Origin of the sequence: Halomonas sp. SL1 (genome assembly GCF_003030865.2) — a bacterium.
Lineage (GTDB): Bacteria > Pseudomonadota > Gammaproteobacteria > Pseudomonadales > Halomonadaceae > Halomonas > Halomonas halophila.
Map to the genome: position 1 here is coordinate 34050 of NZ_PYUQ02000009.1, position 13834 is coordinate 47883.

The 13834-nt window shown below is 72.8% G+C and carries 12 protein-coding genes; 11 read left to right on the forward strand and 1 reads right to left on the reverse strand.

Annotation, left to right across the window (positions count from 1 at the left end; all coding sequences use genetic code 11):
* Positions 1 to 17: 17 nt before the first annotated feature.
* Genes C9J49_RS03470 through cobJ form a run of 7 tightly spaced genes read left to right on the forward strand, consistent with a single transcriptional unit; the run spans position 18 to position 9775 of the window.
* Positions 18 to 1376 carry a cobyrinate a,c-diamide synthase gene (locus C9J49_RS03470; RefSeq protein WP_258393751.1) on the forward strand — a complete coding sequence of 453 codons (1359 nt, stop codon included), beginning with the start codon at positions 18 to 20 and terminating at the stop codon, positions 1374 to 1376.
* Complete coding sequence (gene cobW / locus C9J49_RS03475) at positions 1373 to 2473, forward strand: cobalamin biosynthesis protein CobW (protein ID WP_107181213.1); 1101 nt, start codon at positions 1373 to 1375, stop codon at positions 2471 to 2473. Before C9J49_RS03470 ends, cobW begins: the two co-directional genes overlap by 4 nt.
* On the forward strand, positions 2473 to 6423 hold the full coding sequence (cobN, locus tag C9J49_RS03480; RefSeq protein ID WP_107181214.1) for a cobaltochelatase subunit CobN: 3951 nt from the start codon (positions 2473 to 2475) through the stop codon (positions 6421 to 6423). Before cobW ends, cobN begins: the two co-directional genes overlap by 1 nt.
* Complete coding sequence (locus C9J49_RS03485) at positions 6420 to 7646, forward strand: cobalamin biosynthesis protein CobG (protein ID WP_309250814.1); 1227 nt, start codon at positions 6420 to 6422, stop codon at positions 7644 to 7646. Before cobN ends, C9J49_RS03485 begins: the two co-directional genes overlap by 4 nt.
* Positions 7630 to 8259, forward strand: coding sequence for a precorrin-8X methylmutase (locus tag C9J49_RS03490; RefSeq protein WP_107181215.1), 630 nt, complete (start codon positions 7630 to 7632; stop codon positions 8257 to 8259). The genes C9J49_RS03485 and C9J49_RS03490 overlap by 17 nt, the downstream gene beginning before the upstream one ends.
* A complete protein-coding gene (cobI, locus tag C9J49_RS03495; protein ID WP_107181216.1) occupies positions 8256 to 8996 on the forward strand; it encodes a precorrin-2 C(20)-methyltransferase in 741 nt (246 codons plus the stop codon). Before C9J49_RS03490 ends, cobI begins: the two co-directional genes overlap by 4 nt.
* On the forward strand, positions 8993 to 9775 hold the full coding sequence (gene cobJ / locus C9J49_RS03500) for a precorrin-3B C(17)-methyltransferase (RefSeq protein WP_046079846.1): 783 nt from the start codon (positions 8993 to 8995) through the stop codon (positions 9773 to 9775). Before cobI ends, cobJ begins: the two co-directional genes overlap by 4 nt.
* Here the strand turns inward: cobJ and C9J49_RS03505 are convergent.
* On the reverse strand, positions 9733 to 10497 hold the full coding sequence (locus C9J49_RS03505) for a cobalt-precorrin-6A reductase (RefSeq protein WP_107181217.1): 765 nt from the start codon (positions 10495 to 10497) through the stop codon (positions 9733 to 9735). The genes cobJ and C9J49_RS03505 overlap by 43 nt on opposite strands.
* Between C9J49_RS03505 and cbiE the strand changes: the two genes are divergently transcribed.
* From cbiE to cobF, 4 genes are read left to right on the forward strand one after another with little or no spacing between them, the layout of a single operon-like run.
* Entirely contained in the window at positions 10496 to 11719 is a 1224-nt protein-coding gene (cbiE, locus tag C9J49_RS03510) for a precorrin-6y C5,15-methyltransferase (decarboxylating) subunit CbiE (RefSeq protein WP_107181218.1), read from the forward strand. The genes C9J49_RS03505 and cbiE overlap by 2 nt on opposite strands.
* Positions 11720 to 11727: 8 nt before the next feature.
* On the forward strand, positions 11728 to 12132 hold the full coding sequence (locus tag C9J49_RS03515; protein ID WP_046079845.1) for a cobalamin biosynthesis protein: 405 nt from the start codon (positions 11728 to 11730) through the stop codon (positions 12130 to 12132).
* Positions 12129 to 12950: a precorrin-4 C(11)-methyltransferase gene (gene cobM / locus C9J49_RS03520; protein ID WP_107181219.1), complete on the forward strand. Its 822-nt coding sequence runs from the start codon at positions 12129 to 12131 to the stop codon at positions 12948 to 12950. The genes C9J49_RS03515 and cobM overlap by 4 nt, the downstream gene beginning before the upstream one ends.
* Positions 12947 to 13732 carry a precorrin-6A synthase (deacetylating) gene (gene cobF, locus C9J49_RS03525; RefSeq protein WP_107181220.1) on the forward strand — a complete coding sequence of 262 codons (786 nt, stop codon included), beginning with the start codon at positions 12947 to 12949 and terminating at the stop codon, positions 13730 to 13732. The genes cobM and cobF overlap by 4 nt, the downstream gene beginning before the upstream one ends.
* The last annotated feature ends 102 nt before the right edge of the window (positions 13733 to 13834 follow it).

Below are 13834 nucleotides of genomic sequence, written 5' to 3' on the forward strand. Positions count from 1 at the left end.
TCAAGGAAGCGAACGCGATGCACGAGCACGACGCCGTGAGCTGCCCGGCGGTGTTCGTCGCCGCGCCGGCCTCGGGACAGGGCAAGACCACCGTGACCGCGGCGCTGGCGCGGATGCTGCGCCGCCAGGGCAGGGTGGTGCGGGTGTTCAAGACCGGACCGGACTACCTGGACCCGCGGGTGCTGGCCCAGGCCTCCGGCCAGCCGGTGGACCAGCTCGACCTGTGGATGGCCGGTGAGGCCTACTGCCGCCAGCGGCTGTTCGAGGCCGCCCGGGAGGCCGACCTGATCCTGGTCGAAGGCGCCATGGGCCTGTTCGACGGCGAGCCCTCCAGCGCCGATCTGGCCGCGCTGTTCGGCCTGCCGATGGTGATCGTGATGGACGTCAAGGGCATGGCCCAGACCGCCGCGGCGCTGGTGGCCGGGCTGGCCGGCTTCCGCGACGACGTGCGCATCGCCGGGCTGATCGCCAACGCCTGCGGCTCGGCGCGCCATCGCGAGCTGATCGAGGACGCGCTGCCGGCGACCGTGCCGCTGCTGGCGGCGATGCCCCGCGACCCGGCCCTGGCGCTGCCCGAGCGCCACCTGGGGCTGGTCCAGGCCGAGGAGATCCGCGACGACCTGGAGGCGCGCTTCGACGCCGGCGCCGAGGCGCTCGCCGCCGAGGACCTGGCCGAGTCCCTGCTGGCGCTGCCGCCGGTGGCCTTCACTCCCGCGCCCACCGAGGCCTCCGCACCGCCGGCCTGGCTCGCCGGCCGCACCATCGCCGTGGCGCGCGACGCCGCCTTCAGCTTCGTCTACCAGGCCAACCTGGACCTGCTTGAGCGCATGGGCGCGACGCTGAGATTCTTCTCGCCGCTGGCCGATACGAGTCTGCCGGCCTGCGACGCCCTGTGGCTGCCTGGCGGCTATCCGGAGCTGCACGCCGAAGGCCTCGCCGCCAACGCCGCGCTGCGCGACGACCTCCGGCGGGCCTTCGAGGACGATCTGCCGATCCTCGCCGAGTGCGGCGGGCTGCTCTACTGCCTGGAGACCCTGACTGATCAGGACGGCGAGACCCACGCCATGCTTGGCCTGCTGCCCGGCGCCGGCGCCATGCGCGGGCGTCGCGGCTGCCAGGGCATGCAGACCGCCGAGCTGCCCGAAGGGCCGGTGCGCGGCCACGCCCATCACCGCTCCCAGGCCAGCGGCACGCCCGAGCCCATCGCCCACGGTCGCCGCCAGCGCCATCCCGCGCCGGGCGAGGCGATCTACCGCGCGCGAGGCCTGACCGCGTCCTACCTGCACCTGTTCTTCCCCGACAACCCCGCCGCCGTGGCCCGCCTGTTTGGCGCGGCCGCGGTCGCTGACGATTCGACAAAGGAATGCCACGCATGAAACTCGACAAGATTCCCGCTACGGTGGTGACCGGCTTCCTCGGCAGCGGCAAGACCACGCTGCTGGCCGGTATCCTGCGCCGCATCACCGGCAAGCGCATCGCCGTCATCGTCAACGAGTTCGGCGAGCAGGACATCGACTCCAGCCTGCTGCGCGGCTGCGCCATCGGCTGTGAAGACGAGGGGGCGGTGGCGCTGGACGACGACGGCGGCATCTATGAGCTGGCCAACGGCTGCATCTGCTGCACGGTGGAAGAAGAGTTCCTGCCGGTGATGAAGAAGCTGGTGGCCCGCCGCGACGACATCGACCACATCCTGATCGAGACCAGCGGCCTGGCGTTGCCCAAGCCGCTGGTGCAGGCCTTCAACTGGCCGGAGGTGCGCCAGCACTGCACCGTCGACGCCATCATCACCGTGGTCGACGGCCCGGCGGTGGCCGCCGGCCGCTATGCCAGCGACGTCGAGCGGGTCGAGGCCCAGCGCCGCGCCGACGACAGCCTGGATCACGATCCCAGCCTGCGCGAGCTGCTGGACGACCAGCTGAGCGCCGCCGACCTGGTGCTGGTCAGCAAGAGAGACCTGCTCGCCGAGGACGAGCGGGCGCGGGTCGAGGCGCTGGTGGCCGACAAGGTCCCCGGGTCCGTGAAGACGCTGTTTATCGATCCGAGCCTGGCCGACGATCCGGCCCGCCTGGAGGCGCTGATGGGCATCGGCGCGGCGAGCGAGGAGGGCATCGACCGCATCGACAACCACCACGACCGCCATCACGCCGAGGGCGCTCACCACGACCACGCCCACGATCACTTCGACGGCCTGGTGATCCGCCTGGGCGAAGTCGACGCCGAGGCGCTGGAGGCGCGCCTGGCCGCGCTGCTGAAAGAACACGAGATCTATCGCGCCAAGGGCTTCGCGGCGATTCCCGGCAAGCCCATGCGCCGGGTCATCCAGGCCGTGGGCGAGCGGCTGGACGGCTACTACGATCGGCTGTGGGCCCGGGACGAGCCGCGTCACACCGAGCTGGTCATCATCGGCCGGCACCTGGATCGCGAGGTGCTGGAGGCGGCGCTGGCCGGTGCCGAGAGCGCGACGCCCGCCTGATGCACCTGTTCGCCGCCAAGCCCGGAGGCTTCGTTGACGACGAGGGCATCGTCGACCTGCAGCAGACGCCCGCCGAGGTCGTGATCCTGTCGGCCGCCGACAGCAGCCTGTCGGCGTTGGCCCAGGCGGTCGAGCGGCTGGGCGACGCCTTTCCATCGGTGCGCCTCGCCAACTGGATGAACCTGGTCAAGCCCGCCGCCTATGACCTCTACGAGGATCGGGTGCTGGAGCACGCGCGGCTGGTGATCGTCTCGCTGCTCGGCGGCAGTGCCTACTGGCAGTACGGCTTCGATCGCCTGCGGGCCTGGGCGGCGGCGGACCCGACGCGGCAGCTGCTCCTGGTCCCGGGCTGCGACGCTCCCGACGATGCCCTGCTGGAGGCCTCCAGCGTGCCGGTCGAATCGGCCCGTCGGGTATGGCGCTACCTGCGCGAGGGCGGCGCCGACAACGCCGAGCAGCTGCTGCGCTTCGTCGGCGCGGAATGTCTGGACGCGCCGCTGGAATGGCGCGAGCCGCAGGCGATTCCCCCCGCGCTGATCTATCTGTCTCCTTCCAAAGCGCCCGACACGGCGCTCTCTCAGGCGCCCGAATCCGCGCCGAGGGCCGGACAGGAGGCGACCCTGGCGGACTGGGAGGCGCAGCGCGACTCTGTGCGTCCCGTCTGCCTGCTGCTGTTCTATCGCAGCCATCTGCAGGGGGCCAACACCGCGGTGCTGGACGGCCTGATTGCGGCGCTCGAGGCCGAGGGCCTGGCGCCGCTGGCGGTGGCGGTGGCCTCGCTGAAGGAAGACGCCTGCGTCGCCTTCGTCGATCACCTGATCGAGCGCACCGGCGCCGGCCTGGTGGTCAACACCACCGGTTTCTCGGTCAACCGCGAGCCCGACGAGGGCACGCTCGACGCCGGCGCGTTCTGCGACGACGGGGCTGACGAAGCGAGCGGCCTGTTCGCCGGCCGCCCGGTGGTGCTGCAGGCGATACTGGCCAGCAGCCCCGAGGACGACTGGCGCGACAAGGCCGCCGGCCTGCACAGCCGCGACGTGGCCATGCAGGTGGTGCTGCCGGAGATGGACGGCCGCGTCATCACCCGCGCGGTGGGCTTCAAGGCCGAGGCCCACTACAGCGAGCGCTGCCAGCTCTCGGTGACCCGCCATGAGCCGCATCCCGAGCGCGCCGCCTTCGTCGCCGAACTGGCCCGGCGCTACGCGCGGCTGCGCCACACCGCCAACGCCGACAAGCGCCTGGCGCTGGTGCTGGCCAACTATCCGACCCGGGACGGCCGCATTGGCAACGGCGTCGGCCTCGACACCCCGGCCTCGACGGTCAACCTGCTGCGCGCGCTGGAAGGTGCCGGCTATCCGCTGGCGGACCTGCCCGAGGACGGCAATGAGCTGGTCCGGCGCCTCCAGGCCAGCGTGACCAACGATCCGCAGTCGCTTGCCTGGCGCGGCAGCTGGCAGAGCCTCGGCGTCGACGACTACCTGACCTGGTTCCGCACCCTGCCGGCCTCCTTGCAGGAGGCGGTCTGGCGGCGCTGGGGCGCCCCCGAGGACGACCCCAAGCACCGCCAGGGCCGGCTGCTGATCGCCGGCATTCGCCTCGGCGAGACCTTCGTTGGCATCCAGCCGGCGCGTGACATCGACGCCGGTCCGGATGCCGATCCGGTCAGGAGCTACCACGACACCGCGCTGGTGCCGCCCCACAGCTACCTGGCCTTCTACCTCTGGCTGCGTGAGCACTACCGGGTGGACGCGGTCATCCACATCGGCAAGCACGGCAACCTGGAGTGGCTGCCCGGCAAGAGCACGGCGCTCTCGGCCGAGTGCTGGCCGGACGTGGCCCTGGGGCCGCTGCCGCACTTCTATCCCTTCATCGTCAACGATCCGGGCGAGGGTGCCCAGGCCAAGCGCCGCAGCCAGGCGGTGATCATCGATCACCTGATGCCGCCGCTGGCCCGGGCCGAGCTCTACGGCGAGCTGGCCGAGCTCGAGTCGCTGACCGACGAGTACTACCAGGCGCTGGGCATGGACCCTCGCCGCGAGGCGCTGCTGCGAGAACGCATCCTCGAGCACCTGAAGCGCACCGGCATCGACGTCGAGCTGAATCCGTCGGCGAGCGAGGGAGAGGATGCCTGCCAGGGCGCCGACGAGCGCCTGCTGAACGAGCTCGACACCTTCCTGTGCGATATCAAGGAGGCCCAGATCCGCCACGGTCTGCACGTGCTCGGCACCCTGCCGCCGGCGGAAAAGCGGGCCGCGACCCTGGTCGCCATCCTGCGGCTGCCGCGAGGCGAGGGCCTCGAACGCCAGGGCCTGCTGCACGCCCTGGCCGACGACCTGGGGCTGCGCGAGCCGGGCGTCACGGGCGAAGAGGGCGCTCGTTTCGATCCGCTGGCGGCCGGCGCCGAGCCCTGGCGGGGGCCGCGGCCGGCGGCCTTGAGTGAGCTGGCCGAGCTGGCTGACGCGCCCTGGCGCAGCGCCGCCGACACCCGCGAGCGCCTCGAGACGCTCGCCGAGCGGCTGGTCGAAGGCCATGTGCTGGAAGACGGCGACCTCGAGGCGTTGGTCCGCGACTGGCCGGCCACCGCGGCGCTCTGTCGCCACGCCCGCGACGGCCTCTGGGCCGCCATGCGCCACGGCGCCGAGCGCGAGATCGGCGCGCTGCTCGACGGGCTCGACGGCCTCGCCGTGCCGCCGGGGCCGAGCGGGGCGCCCAGCCGCGGCCGGCTCGACGTGCTGCCCACCGGACGCAACTTCTTCAGCGTCGACAACCGCGCCGTGCCGTCGTCCGCCGCCTGGTCGCTGGGCGAGGCCTCGGCCCAGGCGTTCGTCGAGCGCTACCTGCAGGACCATGGCGACTATCCGCGTCGGCTGGGGCTGTCGATCTGGGGCACCGCCACCATGCGCACCGGCGGCGACGACATCGCCCAGGCCCTGGCGCTGATGGGCGTGCGGCCGATCTGGTCGCTGGGCTCGCAGCGGGTGATCGACGTGGAGGTGATCCCCAGCATGCTGCTGGGCCGGCCGCGGGTGGACGTCACCCTGCGGGTGTCCGGCTTCTTCCGCGACGCCTTCCCCCACGTCATCCGGCTGTTCGACGCCGCGGTGAGGGCGGTGGCCGATTACCACGAGCCGGGCGACGGCAACACCATCCGCGCCGCGGTCGAGGCGCGCCGCGGTGAGCTCGAGGCCGCCGGGCTCTCGCCCGAGGCGGCCGAGCAGGAGGCGGGGTTCCGGGTGTTCGGCAGCAGGCCCGGCGAGTACGGCACCGGCCTGGATCGGCTGGTCGACACTCGCGCCTGGGACGACGCCGACGAGCTGGCCGAGGCCTACGTCGCGGCCGGCGCCTATGCCTACGGCCAGTTCCCCGAGTCCGGCGCCGCCGCGCGCCGCGCCTTCACGCATCGGCTCGAGGGGCTGCAGGCGGTGCTGCACAACCAGGACAACCGCGAGCACGACATCCTCGACTCCAGCACCTATTACGCCTTCCAGGGCGGCATGGCCAACGCCGGTCGCGCCCTGGGCGGCGAGGCGCCGGCCGTCTACCACGCCGACCATGCCAACCCGGCGCGGCCGCGCATCCGCACCCTGCAGGAGGAGATCACCCGGGTGGTGCGCTCCCGGGTGCTCAATCCCAAGTGGATCGAGGCCATGCGCGAGCACGGCTACAAGGGCGCCTTCGAGATGGCCGCCACCGTGGACTATCTGTTCGCCTATGACGCCACCACCGACCTGGTGCCCGACCACCAGTACGCCCAGGTGAGCGATGCCCTGGTGTTCGACGACGCCAACCAGCGCTTCCTGCGCGAGCACAACGCCGCGGCGCTGGAGGAGATGGCCGAGCGGCTGCTCGAGGCCGCCCAGCGCGGCCTGTGGCAGGACGCCGGCGAGCGCGCCGACGCCCTGCAGGACCTGCTGCTCGAGTTCGACGAGCGACGGGAGGGCATGTCTTGAAAGAACAGGGCGTGAAGGAGAAGCGCTCGAGCGCCTCGCCACAGGTTCGCGGCTGGTGCCCCGGCGCCTGGCGTCCCATGGCCACCGGCGATGGCCTGCTGGTGCGGGTGCGCCCACCGCTGGGCCGGCTTACCCCGGCACAGATGAACGCGCTGTGCGAGGCCGCCGAGACCTGGGGCAGCGGCCTGATCGAGCTGACCCGTCGCGCCAACCTGCAGCTGCGCGGCGTGACCGAGGCCGGCTGGCCCGAGCTGATGGCGTTTCTGGTCGAGCACGGCCTGGCGGCCCCGGACGCCGAGGGCGAGCGCCGCCCGGCGCTGCTGCTGGCCCCGGACTGGCGCGACGGCGATGCCACCGTCGAGGCGGCGCGCCTGTTGGAACACCGACTGGGCGACTGGCCGGCGCTGCCGGACAAGTGGGGCCTGGCGCTGGACGCCGGTCCGGTGCCGTTGCTGGGCGACGTGCCCGCCGACCTGCGCCTGGAGCGCTCGATCGAGGGCGGCCTGGTGGTGCGGGCCGACGGGCGCGATCTCGCCACGCCGGTCGCCGACGTCGAGGCCGCGGTCGCGCTGATGACGCGGCTGGCGCACTGGTTCGTCGACAGCGGCGGCCTCGCGGCAGGGCGGATGCGTCGCCTCACCGCGCCGCTGCCGGGCTGGGCCGCGGCGACGGCCGCGCGGGCCGAGTCGTCCGATGACACGCCGGGCCTGACGCCCGGGTCGCATCCCGCCGGCCGGGTGGTCGGGCTGGCCTTCGGCCGGGCACCGGCCTCGGCGCTGCGCGCTGTCCTCCACGACGACATCACCGGCGTTCGCGTGACGCCCTGGCGGCGCCTGCTGCTGGAAGGCGAGCACGCGAGCACGCGCGACGCCGCGCCGGACGACGGGCTGATCCATGACGCCTGCGACCCGCGCCTGGCCATGGACGCCTGCCCCGGCGCGCCGTTCTGTGCCCAGGCCAGCGTGGCGACCCAAGGCCTGGCTCAGGCGCTGGCCGAGCGGCGCAGCGAGGGCCCGGGCGAATCAGCCGCGGGCCGGCTGCATATTTCCGGCTGCGCCAAGGGCTGCGCCCGCAGCGGCCCGGCCGAGGTCTGCCTGACGGGGCGCGACGGCCGCTATGACCTGATCCTGGGCGGACGCGCCGACGACACGCCGGTCGCGACCGGCCTCGGCGAATCCGACGCCATCGAATACTTGGAGACACGTGATGCCTTACGTCTATGAAACCGACGGACCGGCGATCTATCGAGAGTCCTTCGCCATCATACGGCGCGAGGCCGAGCTTTCACGCTTCTCGCCCGAGGAGGAGCCCGTCGCCGTGCGCATGATTCACGCCGCCGGCCTGGTGGCGCTGGCGCCCCACGTCCACTTTTGCGACGACGCGGTGGCCCGGGCCCGGGCGGCGCTGGAGGCCGGCGCGCCGATCCTGTGCGACGCGCGCATGGTCGCCGAGGGCATCACCCGCAAGCGCCTGCCGGCGGACAACGCCGTGATCTGCACCCTGCACGACGAGCGGGTGCCGGGGCTGGCGCGCGAGATGGGCAACACCCGCTCGGCGGTGGCGCTGGAACTGTGGCGGCCCCGGCTCGAGGGCGCAGTGGTGGCGATCGGCAACGCCCCGACCGCGCTGTTCCACCTGCTCAACATGCTCGAGGATCCGGACTGCCCGCGCCCGGCGGCGATCGTCGGCTGCCCGGTGGGCTTTGTCGGCGCGGCAGAATCCAAGCAGGCGCTGTGGGAGAGCGGCGCGGCGCCCTGCGCCATCGTCGAGGGCCGGCTCGGTGGCAGCGCGGTGACGGTGGCCGCCATCAATGCCATGGCGGATCGCAGCGAATGACGTTCCCAGAGACGCGCTCCGGCACGATTCACGGCGTCGGCCTCGGCCCCGGCAGCCAGGACCTGATGAGCGTGCGCGCCGACCGGCTGATCCGCGGTGCCAGCCACGTGGCCTACTTCCGCAAGAAGGGCCGCACCGGCCACGCCCGCACCATCGTCGAGGGCATGCTGGCGCCCGGCGCCGTGGAGCTGGCCATGGAGTATCCGGTCACCACCGAGATCCCCTTCGACGATCCGCGCTACAACGCGTGGCTGGCGGCCTTCTACGAGCGCCAGGTGGCGCAGCTCGCCGAGATCGCCGGGGCGGGACACGACGTGGCGGTGCTGTGCGAAGGCGATCCCTTCTTCTACGGCTCCTTTATGCACCTTTATACCCGCTTGCAGGGCAGGGTGGCCGTGGAGGTGGTGCCCGGCATCACCGGCATGTCCGCCGCCTGGACGGCCACGGGCCGGCCCATCACCTGGGGCGACGACGTACTGACCGTGCTGACCGCGACCCAGCCCGAGGACCGGCTGGCCGAGCGCATCGCGCGCACCGACGCCCTGGTGGTGATGAAGATCGGCCGCCACCTCGACAAGCTGCGTCGCGCGCTGGCAAGCGCCGGCCGTGAAGATGACGCCTGGCTGATCGAGTACGCCTCCATGGGCCGGCAGCGGGTGGTGCCGCTGGCCGAGGTCGGCGAGCAGGTGCCCTATTTCTCGATCCTGGTGATCCACGGCAACGGGAGGCGGCCATGAGCGATCAGGGATGGCTGAAGATCATTGGCCTGGGTCCCGGGAGCGAGGCGCTGATCACCCCGGAAGCGTCGAGCGTACTGATGGATGCCACCGACGTGGTGGGCTACGTGCCCTACGTCGAGAGGGTCGCGCCGCGCCCGGGGCTGACCCGCCACGGCTCTGACAACCGCGAGGAGATCCGCCGCGCCGAGCAGGCGCTCGAGATGGCCGCCGCGGGCCGTCGGGTGGCGGTCGTGTCCTCGGGCGATCCCGGCGTGTTCGCCATGGGCGCCGCCGTGTTCGAGGCGCTGGAGGCGGGCGAGCCGGCCTGGCGGGCGCTGGACATCCAGGTGCTGCCGGGGGTCTCGGCGATGCTGGCCGCCAGCGCGCGCCTCGGCGCGCCGCTGGGCCACGACTTCTGCTGCATCAACCTCTCCGACAACCTCAAGCCCTGGGCGCTGATCGAGAAGCGTCTGCGGCTGGCCGCCGAGGCCGACTTCGCCATGGCCTTCTACAACCCGCGTTCCCGCTCGCGGCCGGAGGGCTTCGCCCGCGCCCTGGACGTGCTGCGCGAGGCCTGCGGCCTTGATCGCCCGATCATGTTCGCTCGCGCGGTCTCCACGCCGGAGGAGCGCCTGCGGGTCGTCACCCTCGGCGAGGCGACCCCCGAGATGGCCGACATGCGCACCCTGGTGATGGTGGGCTCGAGCCTGACGCGGCGCATGCCGGCCGCCAGCGACGAGGCGGGCGAGTGGGTCTATACGCCGCGGTCGGTGCTGTCATCCGAGGTGGATCGATGACCCAGCCAGTCCAGCACCGCATCGGGGCTATGGGCCTCGCGGCGGGGCGGCAGCGCCGGGCGGTCGATCATCAGCACCGGAATCCCCAGTGCGCGGGCGGCCTCGAGCTTGGCCGCGGCCCCCGCGCCGCCGGCGTTCTTGCACACCAGGCGCTCGACGCCGTGCTCGCGCATCAGGGCCAGGTCGCCCTCCCGGGTGAAGGGGCCGCGGTCGACGGTCAGGGTATGGCGCGGCAGCGGCGGCGCCTCCTCGGGCAGGTCGACCAGCCGCAGCACGTAGTGGTGCTCGGGCCGGGCGGCGAAGGCCGCCAGGTGCATGCGGCCGATCGCCAACAGCACCCGCTCGGGCGGGCCGGCGAGCGCCGCCACCGCCGCCTCGATGCTCGCGACGCGCTGCCAGCGGTCACCTTCCAGCTGCTCCCACGGCGGCCGGGTCAGGGCGATCAGCGCGGTGTCCATCTGCTCGGCCGCGGCGACGGCATGGCGGCTCATCTGCTCGGCGAAGGGATGGGTGGCATCGACCAGATGGGTGATGCGCTCCGCCGCGAGGAAGGCGGCCAGCCCGTCAGCGCCGCCGAAGCCGCCGACCCGGGTCGGCAGCGGCTGGGGTTTCGGCGCGGCGACGCGGCCGGCGTAGCTGAACAGCGCGGGGATCTCGCGCTCGGCGAGCGCGCGGGCCAGGGCGCTGGCCTCGGTGGTGCCTCCCAGAATCAGGACCTTCATGATGACTGACGCGGACGACGCTCCCTGGCTGACGGTGGTGGGCTGGGGCGAGGGTGGCACGGCCGGGCTCACGCCGGCAAGCCGCGAGGCGCTTCAGGCCGCCGAGGTGGTGTTCGGCGCCCGGCGCCATCTGCGCCTGCTGCCTCCGCTCCCCGCCGAGGTGCGCGAGTGGCCGGTGCCCTTCGCCGACGGCATCCCCGAACTGCTGGCCGAGCGCGGCCGGCGCACGGTGATGCTGGCCTCCGGCGATCCCTTCTGGTTCGGCGCCGGTGGCACCCTGGCGCGGCATCTCGCGCCGGGCGAATGGCGCTCGCTGCCGTCGCCCTCGACCTTCAGCCTGGCGGCCTCACGGCTTGGCTGGTCGCTGGAGGGGGTGACCTGCCTCGGCCTGCATGCCCGGCCGCTGACGCGCCTGCGTCCGAACCTGCATCGCGGTCGCCAGCTGCTGGTGCTGCTGCGCGACGGCGAGGCGGTGGCGGCGCTGGCCGGCTGGCTCGGGCGCGTGGGCTTCGGCGCCAGCCAACTTCATGTGCTGGAGGCCCTGGGCGGCGATCAAGAGCGCGTGCGCTGCCTGCGTGCCGACGCCGAGCTGCCGGACGACATCGCCCACCCGGTGGCGGTGGGGCTCGAGATTGCCGGCGACGGGCCGGCGCTGCCGCTGACGCCCGGGCGGCCGGATGGCTGGTTTTCTCACGACGGCCAGATCACCAAGCAGGCGGTGCGCGCCGCCACGCTGGCCGCCCTGGCCCCGATGCCGGGGGAGCGGCTGTGGGACATCGGTACCGGCTCCGGCTCGGTGGCCATCGAGTGGCTGCTGGCCCATCCGGACAACCGCGCCCTGGGCCTCGAGCGCGCCCCTGAGCGCGCCGAGCGCGCCCGCCGCAACGCCCGGGAACTCGGCGTCGACTGGCTCGAGGTGGTCGAGGGCGACGCCGCGGCGTTGCTGAGGGATAAGCTGGCGGATGCGCCGCCGCCGGATGCGGTCTTCATCGGCGGCGGGCTCTCCGAGGCGCTGCTCGACGCGCTGTGGCCGTGCCTGCCGGCGGGCACGCGGCTGGTGGCCAACGCGGTGACGCTCGAGTCCGAGGCGCTGCTGGCCCAGCGGCAGCGCGAGTGGGGCGGCGAGCTGGTACGCCTGGAGCTGTCGTCGGCGACCGCCCTCGGCACTCGCCGCGGCTGGAAGGCCGCCTATCCCATCGTGCAGTGGCGGATAGTGAAATGAATCGCGATATGAGCGGTGAGATTAGGGTGGCGGGTTTCGGCATGCGCGGCTCGGCCACGCTCGGCTCTCTCGCCGAGGCGCTGGAGCGGCTAGAGGCGCAATACGGCCCGGCCGATCGGCTGGCCGTGGCCGAGAGCATGCGCGTGCGAGTGCAGGCCCTGGGCGAGGCGCGGGGCCTCGAGACGCTCGCCGTGCCCGACGAGGCGCTGGCCTCGGCCGAGACGCTGACGCATTCTCCACGCAGCCGGCGGGCCCGCGGCACCGGCAGCGTCGCCGAGGCCGTGGCGGTACTGGCGGCCGGGCCGGGCGCGACGCTGCTCGGCCCGCGGCTGATTTCCAAGGACCGATGCGCCACCGCCGCCATGGCCGTCGCCGCTGCGGCGCAAGACATCCCGGCAGGAGACACGACATGACCGTTCACTTCATCGGTGCCGGTCCCGGCGCGCCGGACCTGCTGACCCTGCGCGGGCGCGACCTGATCGCCGCCAGTCCGGTGTGCCTCTACGCCGGCTCGCTGGTGCCCGAGGCGATCCTCGATCACTGCCCGGCGGATGCCCGGATCATCAATACCGCGCCGCTGTCCCTCGACGAGATCGTCGACGAGATCGCCACGGCCCACGCCGCGGGCCAGGACGTGGCCCGGCTGCACTCCGGCGACCTGTCGGTGTGGTCGGCCATGGGTGAGCAGCTGCGCCGGCTGCGTGCGCTGGGCATTCCCTACGCCATCACGCCCGGGGTGCCGGCCTTCGCCGCGGCCGCCGCCACCCTCGGCCAGGAGCTGACCCTGCCGGGCGTGGCGCAGTCGGTGGTGCTGACCCGCACGCCGGGCCGCGCCAGTGCCATGCCGGACGGTGAGACCCTGGCCAACTTCGCGCGCACCGGGGCGACGCTGGCGATCCATCTGTCGATTCACAATCTGGAGCAGGTGGTGGCGGAGCTCGCACCCCGCTACGGCGACGACTGCCCGGTGGCCATCGTCTGGCGCGCCAGCTGGCCCGACCAGAAGGTGATCCGCGGGCGGCTCGACACCATCGCCGCGCGCCTCGATTCGGCCATGAACCGCACCGCCCTGATCCTGGTCGGCCCGGCGCTGGCAAGCGAAACCTTCGACGACAGCTGCCTCTACGCCATCGGCTACGACCGCCGCTTCCGGCCGCAGTCGGCGGACTCGCCCTTCGCCGAGGGTGGCGCCTGGATGGGCGAGAGCGAGCAACGAGAGGGCGGCGCATGATTCATCTGTCGCTGATCGGCATCGGCACCGGCAATCCCGATCACATCACCCTGGCCGGCGTGCGCGCGCTGCGCGAGGCGGAGCTGATCCTGTTGCCGCGCAAGGGCGAGGCCCGCTCGGACCTGGTCGACCTGCGTCGGCTGCTGTGCCGCCAACTGCTCGACGAGGCCGCACAATCGCGGGTGGTGGAGTTCGACCTGCCGCGTCGCGACGGCCGAGACGACTATCTGGGCGCGGTGGACGACTGGCACGCAGCCATCGCCGCGACCTGGCGCGAGCACATGACCCAGCGTCTGCCCGAGGGCGGGCGGGTCGCGATGCTGATCTGGGGCGATCCCTCGCTCTACGACAGCAGCCTGCGCATCGCCGCGCGCTTGAAGGGGACTGGGCTTGAGCAAGAAAGCGGCATGACGCTCGAGGTGGAGGTGGTGCCGGGCATCACCAGCCTGCAGGTGCTGACCGCCGAGCATCGCATCCCCTTGAATGCCCTGGCCGAGCCGGTGCAGATCACCACCGGGCGGCGCCTGCGCGAGCGCGGCTGGCCGGGCGACGCCGCCAGCCTGGCGGTGATGCTGGACGCCGGCGGCGCCTTCCAGACGCTGGCCCCGAAGGGCCTGCATATCTGGTGGGGCGCCTATCTCGGCATGGACAAGCAGTGCCTGATCGACGGCCCGCTGGCCGAGGTCGGCCCCGCCATTGTCGAGCGCCGTGCCGCGCTGCGTGAGCGCCATGGCTGGATCATGGACGTCTATCTGCTGGCGCGTCAGCCGCTGCTCGAATGATGGATACCGGGGACAAGCCTGCGCGGAGACGCGATAAATACATCCTTGTAGCTCCCGACGCCATCCCTGGCGTAGGAGCTCCGCTGCGACTTGTCCCCGGTA